This window comes from Pseudomonas sp. GW821-FHT09C10 (assembly GCF_059418085.1).
Map to the genome: position 1 here is coordinate 212,187 of NZ_JBWKPE010000007.1, position 18,724 is coordinate 230,910.

The window sequence follows — 18,724 nt, forward strand, 5'->3', positions numbered from 1 at the left end:
CTCATGCATCGCTATTCATTGCTTGTTGCTGCATTTTTACTGCTGTTCAGCCAATGGACCTTCGCCGCGTATCGCATCGGCGTGAGCATCGCGCGGGTCGACGATAACTTCATGACCTACGTGCGCACCGGCCTGGAAAATGCCGCCAAGCAACAGGACGTGCAGATCCAGTTCGAAGACGCCCAGGGCGACGTGGTGCGCCAGCTCAACCAGGTCGAAGGCTTTCTCAACCAGAAAGTCGACGCCGTGATCGTGCTGCCGGTGGACACCGCCGCCACCGCCAACATGACCCGCGCCGCCGTGGCGGCCAAGACGCCGCTGGTGTACGTCAACCGCCACCCGGATGAGCGCACCTTGCCCAAGGGCGTGGTCACCGTGGCATCCAACGATATCGAGGCCGGGCAATTGCAGATGCGCTACCTCGCGGAAAAGCTCGGCGGCAAGGGCAATGTGGCGATCATCATGGGCGACCTCGCGCAGAACGCCACCCATGACCGCACCGAAGGCGTCAAGCAGGTGCTCAAGGACTTTCCCGGCATCAAGGTGGTGGAGCAGCAAAGCGCCGAGTGGCAACGCAACAAGGGCATGGACCTGACCAGCAACTGGCTGCTGGCCGGCACGCAGTTCGATGCGATTGTGGCCAATAACGATGAAATGGCGATTGGCGCGGCCATGGCCTTGCAACAGGCGGGCAAGGCCAAGGGCGAGATCGCGATTATCGGCATCGACGGCTTGCCCGACGGTCTGGCGGCGATCAAGCGCGGCATGCTCACCGCTTCGGTGTTCCAGGACCCCAAGGCCCAGGCCACGCAAGCGGTACAGTCGGCGATCAGGATGATCAAGGGCGAGCCGATCGAGTCCGAGGTGTGGGTGCCGTTCGAGCTCATCAAGCCCGAACAGGTGGCAGTGTTCGAACAGCGCTACAAATAAATCGAAGATAAGGCGATCAAAATGTGGGAGGGGGCTTGCCCCGATGGCAGTGGGTCAGTTGATACATCCGTGACTGATCCACCGCTATCGGGGGCAAGCCCCCTCCCACACTTGGATCTCAATCAGTCCAGGTCACTTGCATCATGGCGCTCGGGCAACTGTTCCTCGCCCGACACCCGATTCACCCGCCGCCCACGCTGCACCGCCGGCCGCGCCTCAATCGCGTCCGCCCAGCGCTGTACGTGCTTGTACTCGTGCACCGAGAGAAACTCGGCCGCACCATACAAGCGACCTTTGACCAACCCGCCGTACCACGGCCAGATGGCGATATCGGCGATGGTGTATTCATCCCCGGCGATGTATTCGCTCACGGCCAGGCGCTGGTCCAGCACATCCAGCTGGCGCTTGGTTTCCATGGCAAAGCGGTTGATCGGGTATTCCATCTTGCTCGGCGCATAGGCATAGAAATGCCCGAAGCCGCCGCCCAGGTATGGCGCACTGCCCATCTGCCAGAACAACCACGACAGGCATTCCGCGCGGGCCGCCGGCTCGGTGGGGAAGAAGGCGCCGAACTTCTCGGCCAGGTACTGCAGGATCGCGCCGGACTCGAACACGCGAATCGGCTGGGCGCCGCTGTGGTCCATCAAGGCCGGGATCTTCGAGTTCGGGTTGACCCCGACAAAGCCGCTGCCGAACTGGTCGCCGTCGCCGATCTTGATCAGCCAGGCGTCGTATTCCGCGCCGCTGTGCCCCAGGGCCAGCAATTCCTCGAGCAGGATGGTGACCTTCTGCCCGTTGGGCGTAGCCAGGGAATACAGCTGCAGCGGATGCTTGCCGACCGGCAATTGCTTTTCATGGGTGGCGCCGGCGATGGGCCGGTTGATGCTGGCGAAGGTGCCGCCGCTTTCGGTGTCCCAGGTCCAGACCTTGGGTGGGACATAGCTGGATGAATCGGTCATGCTCACTGCTCCTGAGGCGCTTGGAATGGATGAATTCAAAGCGCATCTTACCGATTGGCTCACATTCAGATACCCCCACATGGCCGACAGACTTGAAGATATTCTCGCCAATCACCTGAAGGTCGTGTTCTGCGGCATCAACCCCGGCAAGGGTTCCGCCGCCCTCGGCCTGCATTTCGCCAACCGCAGCAACCGCTTCTGGCGCACCCTGCACCTGGCCGGCTTCACGCCCCATGAAATCCGCCCCGAACACGGGCGTACGCTGCTGCACTACCACTGCGGCCTGACCACGTTGGTGGAACGTCCCACGGCCAGCGCGGGCGAATTGGCACGGCATGAGTTCACCCAGGCCGCGGCGGGCTTCGAACACAAGATCCGCCACTGCGCGCCGCGCTTTGTGGCGTTCCTCGGCAAGCCCGGCTACAGCGCGTTGAGCGGCCAACGCGAGATCGCCTGGGGCTTGCAGCCAAAGGTGCTGGGCGGTGCGTCAGTGTGGGTGCTGCCCAATCCCAGCGGACGCAACCTGGCGTTCAGCCTGGAGCAGCTGGTGCAGGCGTATCAACAATTGCGCCGGGCGACGGAGTGCCCTTAATCTCTTGGGCTCGTCAACCTGACAGCAATGGAGGCTTCATGAAACTGATCGGCATGCTGGACTCGCCCTACGTGCGCCGCGTGGCTATTTCCCTGGACCTATACGGGGTGGATTTCGTGCATGAACCCCTGTCCGTGTTCCGCACCTTCGACGAATTTGCGCAGATCAACCCGGTGGTCAAGGCCCCTACCCTGGTGCTGGACGATGGCACGGTATTGATGGACTCCAGCCTGATCCTGGAGTACCTGGAAACCCTGGCGCCGGCCGACAGGAAGCTGTTGCCCCAGCATCCAGCGGCACTTGCCAAGGACTTGCACGTTCTGGGACTGGCGCTGGCAGCCTGTGAGAAGAGCGTGCAGATCGTCTATGAACACAACCTGCGCCCGGCCGAGAAGCTGCATGCACCGTGGCTTGAGCGCGTGAGCGGGCAATTGCTTGCGGCCTATGGGTTGCTGGACAAGCAATTGGGCGACAGCGAAGCATTGACCCAGGCGTCGATTACGGCGGCGGTGGCCTGGTCGTTCAGCCAGTTCACCGTGGCATCGGTGGTCAAGGCGGATGCATTTCCCAACCTGCAACGGCATGCCGAAAGGCTGGAGCAGCATCCGGCGTTCAAGCGTTACCCCATCGAATAAGCGACACAGTTTCAAATGTGGGAGGGGGTTTGCTCCCGATAAGGGTGGGTCAGTTGTAGAAGTACTGTCTGAGCCACCGCTATCGGGGGCAAGCCCCCTCCCACCTTGATCTGGGTTGTCTGAACTGACGTGTTCGGTTCAGACCCACCCGCCGTCAACGATGAAGTTCTGCGCCGAACACATCGCCGACGCATCGGACGCGAGAAACAGCGCCATATTGGCGATGTGTTCCGGCAGTACGCTGCCGGGCAGGCACTGGCTGCGGCTGATCAGTTCCTTGGCGGCGTCATCCACCCACATGGCCAGCTGTTTTTCCGTCATCACCCAACCGGGCACAAGCGTGTTCACACGGATACGGTTCGGCCCCAGTTCCCGTGCCAGCGCGCGGGTCATGCCGTGGGCGGCGGCCTTGCTGGCGGCGTACACCGGGTAGCCGGCGGAGGCCATCATCCAGCCGACGGAGCCGAGATTGATGATCGAACCGCTGCCGGCGCGTTTCATCATCGGCACCACGGCCTTGGCGGCAAAGAAGGCGTGTTTGAGGTTGACTGAGATCAGCTTGTCGAAGGTTTCCGAATCGACTTCTTCCAGGGTGTGGCGCACGTCATTGGCGGCGTTGTTCACCAGTACGCTGATCGGCCCCAGGGAATGCTCGAAGCGCCCTATCGCCGCCTTGTAGGCGATTTCATCGGTGATGTCGCAGCACACGAACTCCACGGCATGCCCCTGGGAACTCAACAGCGCCGCCAGGCGTTCGCCCTGGCTTTGCGCGCGGTCCACAAAGCCGACCTTGGCACCCTGCACGGCGAAGGCCCGCACCATGAATTCGCCGATCCCCGAGGCGCCCCCGGAAATCAGTACGGTCTTGCCCTTGAGGTCGGGATAAACGGCGTGTTCAGTACTCATAAAAGGATGCCTCGATCAATTAGTCTTATTTTATTTTACGAAATCGGCTTTAAAGGCTATAAATTCGCTGTCCAACCGACAAAATATCGCTATTAGTAGAACTATTCCACTCAAAACAACAAAAGGAAGTTCGATCATGAAGCACCCTCGATACCTGCTGTCCGGCCTGGCGCTGTCCATGATGATCGCCAGCGGCGGCGCCCAGGCGGCCGGCCTGAGCAGTGAGCAAAAACCTTTCGGTAAAACCAACGACGGCACCGCCGTCGAACAGTACATCCTGCGCAACAGCCACGGCATGCAAGCCACGGTGATCACCTACGGCGGCGTGTTGCAGTCGCTGAAAGTGCCGGACAAAAACGGCAAGGTCGACGACGTGGTACTGGGCTTTGACGACGTACAAGGCTATCAAGCCGGTACGGCGTTTTTCGGCGCAACCATCGGCCGCTTCGGCAATCGCCTGGCCGGCGGTGCCTTTGAACTCGACGGCAAACGCTTCCAGGTGCCGCTCAACGACGGTCCTAACTCACTGCATGGCGGCGCCCAGGGCTTCGACAAGCAGGTGTGGAAGGCCGAGCCGGTCAAGGACAAGGACTCGGTCGGCGTGAAGTTGAGCTACCTGTCCAAGGACGGTGAGATGGGCTTTCCCGGTAATTTGAAAACCGAAGTCACCTATCGCCTCAACGACAGGAACGAACTGCACATCGACTACAAGGCCACCACTGACAAGCCGACGGTACTCAACCTCACCAATCACAGCTACTTCAACCTGGCCGGTGCGGGTAACGGCGACATCCTCAAGCACGTCGCTACATTGCATGCCAGCCATTACACCCCGGTGAATGCCACCTTGATTCCTACCGGCGAACTGGCACCGGTCAAGGGCACGCCGATGGACTTCCTCAAGCCCACCCGGATCGGCCAGCACATCAAGGAAGATCACCCGCAGCTCAAATTTGCCGAGCCGAAACAGGGTGGGTTTGACTTCAACTGGGCGCTGGATACCAAGGGCGACGTCAAGCAACTCGCCGCCGAGGTGCACGACCCGGCGTCAGGCCGGCGCTTGCAGCTCTACACCAGCGAACCGGGCGTGCAGTTCTATACCAGCAACTTCCTGGATGGTTCGGTGAAGGGCAAAGGTGGCAAGACCTACCTGCACTGGAGTGGTTTCACCTTGGAGACTCAGCACTTTCCGGATGCGCCTAACCAACCAAACTTCGCCTCAACTCGCCTGAACCCAGGACAGACCTACACCCAGAACACCGTCTTCAAGTTCACCGCTGATTAAATTGTGGGAGGGGGCTTGCCCCCGATTGCGGAGTGTCAGTCTGCATATTTGCTTCTGATACACCGCCATCGGGGGCAAGCCCCCTCCCACATTTTGAGCCTCACATGACAAGGGGTTCAGCGTTGTTTCATGCGGTCGATGACCACCGCCAGCAGCAGGATCGAACCGCGGATCACATACTGGTAGAAGGTGTCGATGTTCTTCAGGTTCATCGCGTTCTCGATGATCGCCAAAATCAACACCCCGGCAATCACATGGCGGATCATACCGATGCCGCCGCTCAGCGACACCCCGCCCAGCACGCAGGCGGAAATCACCGTCAGCTCGAAGCCCTGGCCGATCATCGGTTGGCCCGAGGTCATGCGCGAGGCGAGGATCACCCCGGCCAATGCGCCGATCAGGCCGTGCACGGCGAAGATCAGGATCTTGGTGCGGTCGACATTCACCCCCGCCAGCAACGCTGCTTCCGGGTTACCGCCGATGGCCATGGTATTGCGCCCGTAGGTGGTGTAGTTGAGCAGCCAGCCGAAAAACAGGAAGCACACGATGGTGATCAGGATCGGCACCGGCACGCCCATTAACTGGCCGTTACCGAAGATAAAGAACTGGTCCTGGGATACGCCCACCGCCTTGCCGTCGGCAAAGATATAGGCCAGACCGCGCACGATCTGCATGGTCGCCAGGGTGGTGATCAACGCATTGACCCGCAGCTTGGCGATCACGATGCCGTTGATCAGCCCCACGACCAGGCCCATCAGCAGCGCCGCGCCAATGCCCAGCATGACGCTGTCGGTATCGCGCATCACAATCGCCGCCACCACGCCGGCGCAGGCGATCACCGAGCCCACCGACAGGTCGAAGTGCCCCGACGCCAGGCAGAACAGCATGGTGCAGGCGGCGATGCCCACGGTGGAAATCGCCAGGCCCAGGCCGCGCATGTTCAGCGGCGAGAGGAAGTTATCGATGAGCAAGGCGCACAGGACAAAGATGCCCACCGCTGCCAGCAGCATCGCCCAGTTGTCGAGCAGTGCGCGCATATCGAGGGGTTTGCGTGCCGTCGGCAGCGCGTTGTTTTGAGTGGTCATGGTCTTCTCTCAGTTCGCCAGGCCGCGCGGCAGGGCCAGTTGCAGCAGGTTGGATTCGGTCGCGTGTTCACGGGTCTGTTCGCCGCGCATCGCGCCTTCGCACAGCACCAGGATGCGGTCGGAGATGCCCATCACTTCCATGAGGTCGCTGGACACCACGATCACCGCAATGCCCTGGGCCGCGAGGTTATGGATAATCTGGTAGATCTCGGCCTTGGCGCCGATGTCGATGCCGCGAGTCGGCTCGTCCAGCAGCAGCACCTTCATCGGCATCGACAGCCAGCGGCCGAGAATGGCTTTCTGCTGGTTGCCGCCGGACAGGTACATGATCTTTTGCGCGGCGGTCGGGGTTTTAACCTTCATCGCCTTGATCTGCTGGTCGGCATTGCCCTTCTCCCAGCCATCGCGCAGCAACCAGCCGAACGAAGAGTGGGCGCCACGGGCGCTGATATTGATGTTCTCGGCGACGCTGGACAGCGGAATGATGCCTTCCTTCTTGCGGTCTTCCGGGCACAGCAGTACACCGGCGGCGATGGCGTCGCGGGGCGAGCGCAGTTGCAGGGCCTCCCCACATAACTCAAGGCTGCCGGCGCTGGCGCGCTCCAAGCCGCTGAGCAAACGGAACAGCTCCGTGCGCCCTGCCCCCACCAGCCCGAACAGGCCAAGGATTTCGCCCTTGCGCACCTCAAAACTGACCGGCTCACGCAACCCCGGCCCCAACAAACCGTCGACCTTGAGCGCCACCTCGCCGTGCTCGCGCGGGCGGTAGTCGTAGATGTCCTGGATGTCGCGACCGACCATGCAGGTCACCAACTGGTCGTGGGTCAGCGCGCTCATGTCATCGAAAGTGCGCACGTAACGGCCGTCCTTGAACACCGTGACCGCGTTGCAGATGCGGAACACCTCTTCCATGCGGTGCGAGACGTAGAGCACCACTTTGCCCTCGTCCCGCAGGCGCGTGATGATCGCCATCAAGCGGTCGATCTCCCGCGCCGACAGGCTGCTGGTGGGTTCGTCGAAGGCAATCACATGGGCGCCACGGGACAGCGCCTTGGCGATTTCCACCAGTTGGCGCTGGCCCAGGGACAGGCGCCCGAGTTTTTCCTCGGGGTCGATTTCATCCGCCAGGCCCTTGAGGCAAGCCAGGGCCTGCTTGCGCAGCAGGCCCCGGTTGACCACACCGAAGCGCGCGGGCAAATGCCCGAGGAACAGGTTTTCGGCGACGGTCATTTCCGGCACCAGGTGCAGCTCCTGGTGGATCACCGCGACGCCGCTGGCGATGCTGTCGGCGGCGCATTTGAACGCCATGGTCTGCGCGCCGATCTGCACCGTGCCGCTGCTGGGAATATAGGCGCCGCCGAGGATCTTCAGCAGCGTCGACTTACCGGCACCGTTCTCGCCCATCAAGGCGTGCACCTGCCCCGGGTGGGCGGTGAAGCTGATGCCGTCCAGCGCCTTGACCCCGGGAAAGGTTTTGCCGATAGCGTCGAAACGCAGGGCCGCCGCCGTCATTTCCACAGCCCGATCTTGGTCAGTTCTTCCTGGAAGTTGGCGCGGGTGATCAGGGTCACTTCATCCATGGCCGTGTATTTAGGCGGCTCGGTGCCCTTGGTGACCCACTCGTACATCATCAACGCAGTGTTGTAGCCCTCGATGTGCGGGCTTGGCAGCATCGAGCCGAAGAAGCCGCTGTTGGCCTTCTTCAATTCGCCGATGGCGTCGGTGCCATTGATACCGATACCGATCACATTGGCCGCAGCGAAACCGGCGCTTTCGGTGGCGCGCACGCCGCCGAGCACGGTGTTGTCGTTCATGCCGCCGATGATCAGGTTTTTCGCACCGCTGGGCAGCTTGACCAGGGCCGAGTTGGTGGCGTCCATGCTGCCGGGGACGTCGAGGGTTTTCAGCGCGGCGGTGAGGATGTGGTCTTTAGGGATGCCGGCTTCTTCGAGGGATTTGATCGAGCCATCGGTGCGTTTCTTGCCGGTGTCGAGTTCATTGAAGGTGTTGATCACCGCGTAGGTGTCCTTCCAGTCCCAACCGCGTTTTTTCGCCTCGGCAGCCATGGCCGCGCCCTGTTTCTGGCCCACTTCAAACGCGGCCATGCCCAGGTATGGCACGTCCTCCATGAAGTTGCCCTTGGCGTCGACAAAACGGTCATCCACGGCAATCACTTTCAAGCCGTTGGCCTTGGCCTTGGCGACGATCGCCGGGCCCAGGGACACGTCCGGCGGGCAGATCACAAAGCCCTTGGCGCCGTTGGCGGCCAGGCTGTCGATGGCCGAGAGGGTTTTCTCGCCATCGGGCACGGCGATCTTGATCACGGTAAAACCATGTTCCTTGCCGGCTTTTTCGGCGAAGGCCCATTCGGTCTGGAACCACGGTTCCTCGGCCTGCTTGACCAGGAAACCGATCTTCACTTCTTCAGCGGCCAGCAACAGCCCGCTCAAGCTCATGGCCGAGACCGCCACAGCGGCGCAGCACAGGGAACGGATACCACGACGACGATAATTCATACGGGTGACTCCTTGTTGTTGTTTTTAAGTCTTGGGGTTAACCAGCAAAGCGATGGCAAGGCATGCCGGGTACATCGACTTCGATGGCCAGCACCGCGCCGTCCAGAGGGTGATCCAATGGGCTGGCGGCGCTGGTGATATACAAAGTGGTGAGGTTGGGGCCACCGAATACGCAACTGGTGGGGCGACTCACGGGCAATTCGATAATGCGGTCCACCTCCCCCTCGGGCGTCAGGCGCAGCAGGCAACTGCCGTCCCAACGGGCGTTCCAGATGTAGCCTTGACTGTCCATGGCCGAGCCATCCGGCCCGCCGCGCAAGTGCGGCCCGAACCACGGCGTTGCGGGCTCGAGTTGGCCGTCGGCCTGGATCGAATACTGGTAGAGCGTGGCGTCCAGGCTGTCACCGAAATGCACCTGCCTGCCGTCCTCGCTCCACAGCAAGGTGTTGGGAATGCCCAGGCCGTGGAGCAACGGCGTGACCTGTGCATCCGCATCGATGCGAAACAGGCCGCCGGAGCGCCGCGTGATCGGCAGGTCTTCGCCGTGTTCGCCGATGTTGTTCTGCATGGTACCCAGCCACAGGCGGCCCTGGGCATCGCAGCGCGCTTCATTGCCACGGTTGCCCGGTTGCGGGTCGGCCACGCACAGCAGGGTCAGGGCTTCGGTGGCCAGGTCCAGGCGGTAGACACCGCTGCTCAGGGTCACCAGCGCATCACCGCGTTCGCACGGGATAAACGCCGAAACGTGCTCGGGCAACTGCCAGATCTGCAACTGCCCGTCCATCAGGCGCAGTGCCTGTTTGCCGGCGATATTCACCCAATACAGTGCCTGGGTGGGCGCGTCCCAGAACGGACCTTCGCCCAACTGAGCACGGTGCGGAGTAACGGCGATGCACGACATGTTGCCTCCTGATTATTTACAGCGAGTCGCGGGATGGCGTGCCATCCACCAGGCGCTGGATGCGCAGGGGGTTGGCGTTTTTCAACGCGTCGGGCAGCAGGCTATCCGGGTAGTTCTGGAAGCACACAGGGCGCAGGAAACGGTCGATGGCCAAGGTGCCGACCGAGGTGCCACGGGCATCGGAGGTAGCCGGATAAGGACCGCCGTGCACCATCGAGTCGCAGACTTCGACGCCGGTCGGGTAGCCGTTGAGCAGGATGCGCCCGACTTTCTGTTCCAGCAGCGGCGTGAGTTCGGCGAACTGTTGAAAGTCTGCCGGTTCGCCAATGATCGTCGCCGTGAGCTGGCCGTGCAGGCCGTGCAAGGCGGCGCTGAGTTGGGCTTGATCAGCCACTTCGACAAACACCGTGGTAGGGCCGAAGACTTCTTCCTGCAGCACTTCATCGCCCTCGATCAGCAAGCGCACATCGGCCTTGAACAGCTGCGGTTGCGCCTGATTGCCCGCCTGGGTGCTACCGGCCACATGCTGAATGCCAGGGTGCGCCAGGAGTTTTTCCAGGCCTTTGCCATAGCTGCTCAGGGTGCCGGCATTGAGCATGGTTTGCGCCGGTTGCTCACCGATCAGTTGGGCGACCTGTTGGGTAAACGCGGTGAACTGCGGCGAGGCGATACCGATCACCAGGCCAGGGTTGGTACAGAACTGGCCGCAGCCTTGCACCACCGACGCGGTCAGATCCCGCGCGACGGTTTCCGCCCGCGCCTGCAGGGCCTGGGGCAGCACGATCACCGGGTTGATGCTCGACATTTCGGCAAACACCGGGATCGGCTGCGGGCGCGCCGCGGCCATATCGCACAAGGCGCGACCGCCCTTGAGCGAGCCGGTAAAGCCGACCGCCTGGATCGCCGGGTGCTTGACCAGCGCCTCGCCGACGCCGCCACCGAAGATCATATTGAACACGCCCGCCGGCATCTCGGTCGCTTCTGCCGCTCGAATGATTGCATTGGCCACCTGTTCAGCCGTGGCCATATGCCCGCTGTGGGCCTTGAACACCACCGGGCAACCGGCCGCCAGCGCCGCTGCGGTATCACCGCCGGCGGTGGAAAACGCCAGGGGGAAGTTGCTCGCGCCAAACACGGCCACCGGGCCCAGGCCGATGCGGTATTGGCGCAGGTCCGGGCGTGGCAGCGGCTGGCGGTCGGGTAACGCCTTGTCGATGCGTGCGCCGTAGAAATCACCACGACGCAGTACCGTGGCGAACAGGCGCATCTGGCCACTGGTACGCCCGCGCTCGCCTTTGATACGTGCGGCGGGCAGCGCGGTTTCGCGGCAGACCAGCTCGATGAAGTGATCGCTCAGGCCATCCAGCTCGTCGGCGATCGCGTCCAGGAACTGCGCACGGCGCGCGGCACTCAACGCACGGTACGCCGGATACGCCGCGGCGGCGGCCTTGGCAGCGGCGTCGACTTCTTCCGGCGTGGCCTGGTAGAAATCCTGCGGCAAGGTTTCGCCCGTGCTGGCATCGACGCTCTGCAGCTTGACGCTGCCGCTGGCGCTGCGCTGGCCGCCGATGTAGTTGTGGCCGAGGAACTGGGTCATGTTGATCTCCTTAAAGGGGGGTGACTTGGCCGGGTTCAAAGGCCGCCTCGCTGCTGCCGACGCCATTGACCAACGGCGCGCCGAACTCGGCCTGGCTGATCTCGAACACATCGCCCGGTTGGGTACGTATACCATCGGCGAATGACAGCGTGGCGGTGCCGAAGAAGTGAATGTGCACATCGCCCGGCTTGAGGAACTGGCGGTATTTGAAGTGGTGGTACTCGAGGTTTTCCAGGCTGTGGCACATATTGGCCTCGCCACTGAGGAATTCGTTCCGCCAGATTTCCTCGCCGTTACGCAGGATGCGGCTGGTGCCGGCCAGGTGCTGGGGCAACTCGCCCACGCGCAGTTCGGGGCCGTAGCTGCAACTGCGCAGCTTGGAATGGGCCAGGTACAGGTAGTTCTTGCGCTCCATGATGTGGTCGGAGAACTCGTTGCCCACTGCAAAACCCAGGCGATAGGGCTGGCTGTCCGGGCCGATCACATACAGGCCGCCGATTTCCGGTTCTTCACCGGCGTCTTCGGCAAACGGTGGCACCGGGAAGGCTTCACCTGGGCGCACGACGATGCTGCCGTCGCCCTTGTAGAACCATTCCGGTTGCACGCCAGCCTGGCCGGCAGCGGGCTTGCCGCCCTCCACGCCCCATTTGAAGATGCGCATGGTGTCGGTCAAGGCGCTCTCATCGCCGGCCTGCTGGTGCATTTTGTCCCGCGCCGAGGCACTGCCCAGGTGGGTCAGGCCGGTGCCGCTGATGAGCATATGGGCCGGGTCCGGGTGGTCCAGCGGCGGCAAAATCTTCAGGTCGGCCAACAGTGCGGCGTAGTCATGGCTGTCGCCCAGGCCCAGGCTCTCGACCTGCTGCTGCAACTTGACGCCCGCCTCGATGGCGGCCAGCGCCAGTTCGCGCACGCTGCGCGCGGTACGCACTTCGCGCACTGTGGCGCCTTCTACAACGCCGACCCGGCGTTCACCGTTGCTTGACTCGAACTGAACTAAACGCATCAGACTTCTCCCAGATTAAGTACGTGTGGCGCCACGGGCGCTGGCGGCGAATTGATCGGCGGGCAGTACGTGCTTGCGCTCCAGCACGCGGTAGACCACGCCGGTCAGGACCAGCCCGAACACCATGACCGCGGACAGGAAGTACAAGCCCGAGGCGAGGTTGCCGGTGTATTCCTTGAGCGCACCGATCACGAACGGACCGATATAGCCGCCGAGGTTGCCCACCGAGTTGATCAAGGCAATGCCCGCCGCCGCACTGGCGCCGGCAAAGAAGCGCCCCGGCAAGGTCCAGAACACTGCGGTGCAGGAAAACAGCGCAAACGCCGCCAGGCACAGCGCGGCCATTTGCAGCACCGGCACACTCAGCCAGGCACTGCAGAACAGGCCGATGGCGCCGAGCACATACAGCACCGCCAGGTGGCCGTAGCGATCATTCAGGCGGTCGGAACTGCGCGGGATGATCAGCAGGCCGATGATGCCGAAGATGTACGGCACGGCGGAGATAAAGCCGGTGACCAGGTCGGTGCCGCCGAACTGTTTGATCAGGGTCGGCAGCCACAGGCCCAGGCCATAGATGCTCAGAGTTACCGGCAGGTAGAACAGCGCCAGCAGCAACACGCGCTTGTCCTTGAGGGCATGCAGCGGGTTGCCGTGGCGGGTCTGGCCGTAGGCTTGCAGGTCTTTGTCCAGCTCACCGGTGAGCCAGGCCTTTTCGTCGTCGCTCATCCATTTGACCTGCCTGGGGCCATCCGGCAGGTAGCGCAGCACTGGCCAGGTCAGCAGGATCGCCGGGGTGCCGATCACGATGAACAGCCACTGCCAGCCATGCAGGCCGAGGATGCCGTCCATGCCCAGCAGGCCGCCGGACACCGGGCCGGTGATCATCATCGCAATCGGTTGGGAGAGGATGAACAGCCCGAGGATCTTGCCGCGATGGCGCACCGGAAACCATTGGGTGATGTAATACAGGACGCCGGGAAAGAACCCGGCTTCGGCCGCGCCGAGCAGGAAGCGCATCACATAGAAGCTGTGCGGCCCTTGCACGAAGGCCATGCCGATGGTGATCGCGCCCCAGGTGATCATGATCCGCGCGAACCAGCGCCGTGCGCCGAAGCGGTCGAGCATCAGGTTGCTGGGGATCTCGAAGAGGAAGTAGCCAATGAAGAACAACCCCGCGCCCAGGCCATAGGCCGCATCGCCGATACCGACGTCGGCGCCCATGTGCAGCTTGGCAAACCCCACGGCGGAACGGTCCACGTAGGCGATCAGGTACAGCAGGATCAGGAAGGGAATCAGTTTCAGCGTGATGCGCCGAATAAGCCGCAGTTCCTGGCTCATGGGGGTCGATCTCCGATTGTTGTTTTTATAGAAGCTCGGGGGACGCCTCTCGCGGAAATCCGCCAGGGTCATACCTCAGTTAAGCCAGACTATATAGTAGGACTATTTGCAAAACAACTCTTCCAAAGCATCGATTTTGCGCTTATGTTTAAGCACGCATAGAACATATAGTCATACAATAAGAGAATCGATCATGTCTGATAAAAAGCCCGGCCTACGCTCCGCCCAGTGGTTTGGTACCGCCGACAAAAACGGCTTCATGTACCGCAGCTGGATGAAGAACCAGGGCATCGCCGACCATCAGTTCCATGGCAAGCCGATCATCGGTATCTGCAATACCTGGTCGGAGCTGACCCCGTGCAACGCGCATTTCCGCCAGATCGCCGAGCACGTCAAACGTGGCGTGATCGAGGCCGGTGGCTTCCCGGTGGAATTCCCGGTGTTCTCCAACGGCGAATCCAACCTGCGCCCCACCGCCATGCTCACCCGTAACCTGGCGAGCATGGACGTGGAGGAAGCGATTCGCGGCAACCCGATTGACGGTGTGGTGCTGCTGACCGGCTGCGACAAGACCACCCCAGCCCTGCTGATGGGCGCCGCCAGTTGCGACGTGCCGGCCATCGTGGTCACCGGTGGGCCGATGCTCAACGGCAAGCACAAGGGCCAGGACATCGGCTCCGGCACCGTGGTGTGGCAGCTCAGCGAACAGGTCAAGGCCGGCACCATTACCCTGGACGATTTCCTCGCGGCCGAAGGCGGCATGTCGCGTTCGGCGGGCACCTGCAACACCATGGGCACCGCATCGACCATGGCCTGCATGGCCGAGGCACTGGGCACCTCCCTGCCCCACAACGCAGCGATCCCGGCGGTGGATGCGCGACGTTATGTGTTAGCCCATATGTCCGGCATGCGTGCGGTGGAGATGGTGCGCGAAGACTTGAAGCTGTCGAAGATCCTCACCAAGGAGGCGTTTGAAAACGCGATTCGCGTGAACGCCGCCATCGGTGGTTCGACCAACGCCGTGATCCACTTGAAAGCCATCGCCGGGCGCATCGGCGTCGAGCTCGACCTGGACGACTGGACCCGCATCGGTCGCGGCATGCCGACCATCGTCGACCTGCAACCGTCCGGGCGCTTCCTGATGGAAGAGTTCTACTACGCCGGTGGCCTGCCCGCCGTGCTGCGTCGCCTCGGTGAAGCCAACCTGATCCCGCACCCGAACGCCCTGACCGTCAACGGCAAGACCCTCGGCGAGAACACCAAGGACTCGCCGATCTACGGCCAGGACGAAGTGATCCGCACCCTCGACAACCCGATCCGCGCCGACGGCGGCATCTGCGTGCTACGCGGCAACCTGGCGCCACTCGGCGCGGTGCTCAAGCCGTCGGCCGCCAGCGCCGAGCTGATGCAGCATCGCGGCCGTGCGGTGGTGTTCGAGAACTTCGACATGTACAAGGCGCGCATCAACGACCCGGAACTGGACGTGGACGCCAACTCGATCCTGGTCATGAAAAACTGCGGGCCCAAGGGTTACCCAGGCATGGCCGAAGTCGGCAACATGGGCTTGCCGGCCAAACTGCTGGCCCAGGGCGTGACCGATATGGTGCGGATCTCCGATGCGCGCATGAGCGGTACTGCCTACGGCACCGTGGTCTTGCATGTGGCGCCGGAAGCCGCAGCCGGCGGACCGTTGGCCACGGTGAAGGAAGGTGACTGGATCGAACTCGATTGCGCCAACGGTCGCCTGCATCTGGACATCCCCGACGCAGAGCTGGCGGCGCGCATGGCCGACCTGAAGCCGCCGCAGAACCTGATCGTCGGCGGCTACCGCCAGCTGTACATCGACCATGTGCTGCAGGCCGACCAGGGTTGCGACTTTGACTTCCTGGTGGGTTGCCGTGGGGCTGAAGTCCCCCGGCATTCCCACTAATTGGGATGCTATGATGCCGCGAATTTAAGTCGGAGCATCCCTGTCGTTATGGATCACCAGCCGTCCAAGCCGCGCAAGAGCATGCATGCCCAGATCGTTCAGGACTTGGGCATGCACATCGTTTCAGGTCGCTTCAAGCCCGAAGAACGGCTGCCCATGGAGGCCACGCTGTGCGAGGAGTACAAGGTCAGCCGTTCGGTGTTGCGCGAGGCGACCCGGGTGCTCAGCGCCAAGGGCCTGGTGTATTCCAAGCCACGGGTGGGTGCAGTGGTACGGCCGCGCTTGAAATGGCACTTGCTCGACCCGGACGTGTTGTCCTGGTTGATGCAGTCCACGCCCCACAGTGAATTCTTCAATACCCTGGCCGGTGTGCGGCGCATCCTCGAGCCGGAGATCGCCGCCATGGCCGCGACCACCGCCACCGATGAAGACATCGCCACCATCGAAAAAGCCTACCAGGGCATGGAAACCGCGCAGACCCACGAACAGCTGTTGCAGGCCGACCTGGACTTCCACCGCGCCATTGCCGACGCCACCCGCAACGACCTGCTCGCCTATATGTGCAACATGCTGTCGTTGCCGCTGCGCGAGTCGATCAACATCACCAACCGCCGCCCCGACATCCAGGGCCTGAGCCTGCCCCGGCACAAGGCGATCCTCACCGCGATCCAGAACCGCGACGCCCTCGGCGCGCGGCATGCGTCGCTGGTGCAGCTGGATGACACGCGAGTGGCGTTGGATACGGTGATGAATGTGCTGACGCCGTTGTAATGTAAACGCAGTCAAATGTGGGAGGGGGCTTGCCCCCGATGACGGTGGATCAGTCACAGCAACATCGACTGGTCTACCGCTATCGGGAGCAAGCCCCCTCCCACATTGAAGCTGTGCAGGCCGTTAGAGGGTGTAGGCGATCCCTACCTGCACTGTGCGCGGTTCGCCTGGGTAGGCGTATACGTTGCCGAACGCACCTTCTTCATACTCGCGATTGAACAGGTTCTTCACGTCCAGGTTCAGCCGCACCTTGTCGTTGACCTTGTAGTAGCTGAGCAGGTCGACCACGGTGTAGGCGTCCATCGAGAAGGCGTTGTTGGAGGTCTGCCCGGCCCGTTCATCCACATACTTGCCACCCGCGCCGAGGCCCAGGCCCTTGAGGGCGCCGTCCTGGAACTCGTAGACGTTGAGCAGGCTGAAGCTGTTGCGCGGGATGTTCAGCAAGCGCGTGCCGCTGCGCAGGGTGTTGTCCTTGGTCACTTCGGCATCCACGTAGGCATAGCCACCGATCACACGCCACTCAGGGGTGATATTACCCGCCACGTTCAGGTCGAAACCACGGCTGCGCACCTGGCCGGCGGCGACGCTGAAGGTGGAGTCGAGAGGGTCGGTGGTGAGCACGTTTTTCTTCTCGATCTGGTAGATCGCGGCGTCGACGCTGAGTTGACGGTCCAGGGCTTCCCACTTGATGCCCATCTCGTAGGATTTGCCTTTCTCCGGCTCAAAACCACCGCCCTGGCGACTGGCGCCGGTGTTGGGCTTGAACGAACGTGCGGCGTCGGCGTAGACCGCGACGGTGTCGGTGAGGTCGTAGATCACGCCCACGCGTGGGGTGACGGCGTTGTCGCTGGCCTCCCAGCTTTTACCGCCCGGCACGTAGGTGTGGTAGTCGTGTTCGAAACGCTCGAAGCGTGCGCCGGCGAGCACTTTAAGGCGCTCGGTCAGGGCCACCTGATCCTGCACGAAGGCCGCGTAGGTCTTGAGGTTTTCCTTGTCGTGGGTCGGCGTGCGCGTGAGGTTCGGGCGCGCCTGGCCGTAGACCGGGTTGAAGATGTCGATTGAATAAGCCCCCACTGCGCCGCTGGAGCGCTGGATGATCGACTTGTAGTCGTAGTCTTCGAATTCGACGCCGGTGAGCAAGGTGTGGTCGAAACCACCGGTGGAGAAATGCCCGGTGAGGTTGAGCTGGGTGTCCTTGTCGGTCCATTCCAGTTTGCGGTAGTTGAAGTTGCGACCCAGGGTGCGACCGTCGGCGGCCAGGCCGTTGGCTTCAATGGCATTGCCTTGCAAGGTGCCGTCCAGCCACTGGAAACCACCGCCCAGGGTCCAGCTGTCATTGAGCAGGTGCTCGAAACGCAGCTGGGCCATGCTGTTGTCGTTGTGCAGTTTGCCGGCGTCTTTTTCACCCCAGAAGGTGTCGCGCGAGGCGGTGCCTTTTTGATTGGGGTAGCGCGTCAGGCCACGGTCCAGCGGGTGGTTGTTGCGCATGAAGTCGCCTTCGAAGATCACCTTGGTGTCATCGCTGGCCTGCCAGGTGATCACCGGGGTCACGCCGTAGCGTTCGGTTTCGACATGGTCACGGAAGGTGTCACCGCCCTCGCCCACCACGTTCAGGCGATAGGCCAGGCGACCTTGTTCGTCCAGTGGGCCGGAAGCGTCGAGGGTGGCGCGCTGCATGCCCTGGTCATCCAGTTGGCTGCCGAGGGTCACGGTCGGCTCGGCCAGCGGTTGCTTGGACACCACGTTGAAGGTGCCGCCAGGGTCGCCACGGCCATACAGCATGGTCGCCGGGCCGCGCAGCACTTCGAGGCGTTCGATGGTGTTGGCGTCGGGCATGTTCGGGTAGCCGCGGTTGATCGGGAAACCGTTGCGGTAGAACTCGCCGGTGGTGAAGCCACGTACGGTGAAGGTGGTGAGCCCCTGGCCGCCGAAGTTGTTGGCGCGGCCGACGCCGCCGGCGTAGTCCAGGGCGTCCTGCAAACGGGTGGCGCCGATATCTTCGACCACATCCTTGGACACGACGCTGATGGACTGCGGGGTTTCATGAATCGAGGCGTCGGTGCGCGTCGCACTCGCGGAACGTGTGGCGTGGTAGCCCTTGACCGGCCCTTGCGCCGTCTCGTAGTCCGCCTCGCCGGTGACATTGGTGGCTTGCAGCTCAAGACTGGCCTTGTCGGCAGGGACAACCTCGGCCCAGGTAAACGGGGAAAACGCCTGAAGCACGCAGAGGGAAATCAGGGTACGACGCATGGATGTTGAACCTAGTGAATGAGCCA

The 18,724-nt window shown here is 62.5% G+C and carries 16 protein-coding genes; 6 read left to right on the forward strand and 10 right to left on the reverse strand.

What is annotated here, in order from left to right; translation table 11 throughout:
• Positions 1–3 precede the first annotated feature (3 nt).
• Positions 4–930, forward strand: coding sequence for a sugar ABC transporter substrate-binding protein (locus tag AC07OT_RS15775; protein ID WP_027607581.1), 927 nt, complete (start codon positions 4–6; stop codon positions 928–930).
• Between the two features lie 122 nt (positions 931–1,052).
• On the opposite strand, the gene yghU is transcribed toward AC07OT_RS15775, so the two are convergent.
• Complete coding sequence (yghU, locus tag AC07OT_RS15780; protein WP_065939862.1) at positions 1,053–1,889, reverse strand: glutathione-dependent disulfide-bond oxidoreductase; 837 nt, start codon at positions 1,887–1,889, stop codon at positions 1,053–1,055.
• Between the two features lie 79 nt (positions 1,890–1,968).
• Here yghU and mug point away from each other — a divergent pair, with 79 nt between their 5' ends.
• Positions 1,969–2,481, forward strand: a complete 513-nt coding sequence (gene mug, locus AC07OT_RS15785; RefSeq protein ID WP_495108455.1) for a G/U mismatch-specific DNA glycosylase — start codon at positions 1,969–1,971, stop codon at positions 2,479–2,481.
• A gap of 38 nt (positions 2,482–2,519) precedes the next feature.
• Positions 2,520–3,116, forward strand: a complete 597-nt coding sequence (locus tag AC07OT_RS15790) for a glutathione S-transferase family protein (protein WP_092490378.1) — start codon at positions 2,520–2,522, stop codon at positions 3,114–3,116.
• 138 nt (positions 3,117–3,254) lie between these two features.
• Here AC07OT_RS15790 and AC07OT_RS15795 read toward each other — a convergent pair whose 3' ends face one another.
• Entirely contained in the window at positions 3,255–4,022 is a 768-nt protein-coding gene (locus tag AC07OT_RS15795) for an SDR family NAD(P)-dependent oxidoreductase (RefSeq protein WP_027607585.1), read from the reverse strand.
• Between the two features lie 136 nt (positions 4,023–4,158).
• Here AC07OT_RS15795 and AC07OT_RS15800 point away from each other — a divergent pair, with 136 nt between their 5' ends.
• Positions 4,159–5,307, forward strand: coding sequence for an aldose epimerase family protein (locus AC07OT_RS15800; RefSeq protein WP_495108456.1), 1,149 nt, complete (start codon positions 4,159–4,161; stop codon positions 5,305–5,307).
• 116 nt (positions 5,308–5,423) lie between these two features.
• Here AC07OT_RS15800 and araH read toward each other — a convergent pair whose 3' ends face one another.
• Genes araH through AC07OT_RS15835 form a run of 7 tightly spaced genes read right to left on the reverse strand, consistent with a single transcriptional unit; the run spans position 5,424 to position 13,747 of the window.
• Positions 5,424–6,392 (reverse strand): L-arabinose ABC transporter permease AraH, encoded by a 969-nt coding sequence (araH, locus tag AC07OT_RS15805; RefSeq protein WP_141157404.1) that lies wholly within the window; start codon positions 6,390–6,392, stop codon positions 5,424–5,426.
• A 9-nt stretch (positions 6,393–6,401) separates the two neighbouring features.
• Complete coding sequence (gene araG, locus AC07OT_RS15810) at positions 6,402–7,904, reverse strand: L-arabinose ABC transporter ATP-binding protein AraG (protein WP_495108510.1); 1,503 nt, start codon at positions 7,902–7,904, stop codon at positions 6,402–6,404.
• Positions 7,901–8,908 (reverse strand): substrate-binding domain-containing protein, encoded by a 1,008-nt coding sequence (locus AC07OT_RS15815; protein WP_495108457.1) that lies wholly within the window; start codon positions 8,906–8,908, stop codon positions 7,901–7,903. Before AC07OT_RS15815 ends, araG begins: the two co-directional genes overlap by 4 nt.
• 37 nt (positions 8,909–8,945) lie before the next feature.
• Entirely contained in the window at positions 8,946–9,809 is an 864-nt protein-coding gene (locus tag AC07OT_RS15820) for an SMP-30/gluconolactonase/LRE family protein (protein ID WP_141157403.1), read from the reverse strand.
• Between the two features lie 16 nt (positions 9,810–9,825).
• Positions 9,826–11,406: an aldehyde dehydrogenase (NADP(+)) gene (locus tag AC07OT_RS15825; RefSeq protein ID WP_495108458.1), complete on the reverse strand. Its 1,581-nt coding sequence runs from the start codon at positions 11,404–11,406 to the stop codon at positions 9,826–9,828.
• Between the two features lie 10 nt (positions 11,407–11,416).
• Positions 11,417–12,409: an AraD1 family protein gene (araD1, locus tag AC07OT_RS15830; RefSeq protein ID WP_092359072.1), complete on the reverse strand. Its 993-nt coding sequence runs from the start codon at positions 12,407–12,409 to the stop codon at positions 11,417–11,419.
• Between the two features lie 15 nt (positions 12,410–12,424).
• Positions 12,425–13,747, reverse strand: a complete 1,323-nt coding sequence (locus tag AC07OT_RS15835) for an MFS transporter (RefSeq protein WP_027603619.1) — start codon at positions 13,745–13,747, stop codon at positions 12,425–12,427.
• Between the two features lie 193 nt (positions 13,748–13,940).
• Here AC07OT_RS15835 and AC07OT_RS15840 point away from each other — a divergent pair, with 193 nt between their 5' ends.
• On the forward strand, positions 13,941–15,677 hold the full coding sequence (locus tag AC07OT_RS15840) for an IlvD/Edd family dehydratase (RefSeq protein WP_027603618.1): 1,737 nt from the start codon (positions 13,941–13,943) through the stop codon (positions 15,675–15,677).
• A 48-nt stretch (positions 15,678–15,725) separates the two neighbouring features.
• The gene (locus AC07OT_RS15845) at positions 15,726–16,448 is read left to right on the forward strand and encodes a FadR/GntR family transcriptional regulator (protein ID WP_027603617.1); all 723 of its coding nucleotides are present in this window, start codon (positions 15,726–15,728) and stop codon (positions 16,446–16,448) included.
• 123 nt (positions 16,449–16,571) lie between these two features.
• On the opposite strand, the gene AC07OT_RS15850 is transcribed toward AC07OT_RS15845, so the two are convergent.
• The gene (locus AC07OT_RS15850; RefSeq protein WP_495108459.1) at positions 16,572–18,698 is read right to left on the reverse strand and encodes a TonB-dependent siderophore receptor; all 2,127 of its coding nucleotides are present in this window, start codon (positions 18,696–18,698) and stop codon (positions 16,572–16,574) included.
• Between the last annotated feature and the right edge of the window lie 26 nt (positions 18,699–18,724).

Bases quoted from the DNA above. Each gene is read 5' to 3' on its own strand.
- AC07OT_RS15775 (WP_027607581.1), top strand. From the start codon at position 4: ATGCATCGCTATTCATTGCTTGTTGCTGCATTTTTACTGCTGTTCAGC.
- yghU (WP_065939862.1), bottom strand. From the start codon at position 1,889: ATGACCGATTCATCCAGCTATGTCCCACCCAAGGTCTGGACCTGGGAC.
- mug (WP_495108455.1), top strand. From the start codon at position 1,969: ATGGCCGACAGACTTGAAGATATTCTCGCCAATCACCTGAAGGTCGTG.
- AC07OT_RS15790 (WP_092490378.1), top strand. From the start codon at position 2,520: ATGAAACTGATCGGCATGCTGGACTCGCCCTACGTGCGCCGCGTGGCT.
- AC07OT_RS15795 (WP_027607585.1), bottom strand. From the start codon at position 4,022: ATGAGTACTGAACACGCCGTTTATCCCGACCTCAAGGGCAAGACCGTA.
- AC07OT_RS15800 (WP_495108456.1), top strand. From the start codon at position 4,159: ATGAAGCACCCTCGATACCTGCTGTCCGGCCTGGCGCTGTCCATGATG.
- araH (WP_141157404.1), bottom strand. From the start codon at position 6,392: ATGACCACTCAAAACAACGCGCTGCCGACGGCACGCAAACCCCTCGAT.
- araG (WP_495108510.1), bottom strand. From the start codon at position 7,904: ATGACGGCGGCGGCCCTGCGTTTCGACGCTATCGGCAAAACCTTTCCC.
- AC07OT_RS15815 (WP_495108457.1), bottom strand. From the start codon at position 8,908: ATGAATTATCGTCGTCGTGGTATCCGTTCCCTGTGCTGCGCCGCTGTG.
- AC07OT_RS15820 (WP_141157403.1), bottom strand. From the start codon at position 9,809: ATGTCGTGCATCGCCGTTACTCCGCACCGTGCTCAGTTGGGCGAAGGT.
- AC07OT_RS15825 (WP_495108458.1), bottom strand. From the start codon at position 11,406: ATGACCCAGTTCCTCGGCCACAACTACATCGGCGGCCAGCGCAGCGCC.
- araD1 (WP_092359072.1), bottom strand. From the start codon at position 12,409: ATGCGTTTAGTTCAGTTCGAGTCAAGCAACGGTGAACGCCGGGTCGGC.
- AC07OT_RS15835 (WP_027603619.1), bottom strand. From the start codon at position 13,747: ATGAGCCAGGAACTGCGGCTTATTCGGCGCATCACGCTGAAACTGATT.
- AC07OT_RS15840 (WP_027603618.1), top strand. From the start codon at position 13,941: ATGTCTGATAAAAAGCCCGGCCTACGCTCCGCCCAGTGGTTTGGTACC.
- AC07OT_RS15845 (WP_027603617.1), top strand. From the start codon at position 15,726: ATGGATCACCAGCCGTCCAAGCCGCGCAAGAGCATGCATGCCCAGATC.
- AC07OT_RS15850 (WP_495108459.1), bottom strand. From the start codon at position 18,698: ATGCGTCGTACCCTGATTTCCCTCTGCGTGCTTCAGGCGTTTTCCCCG.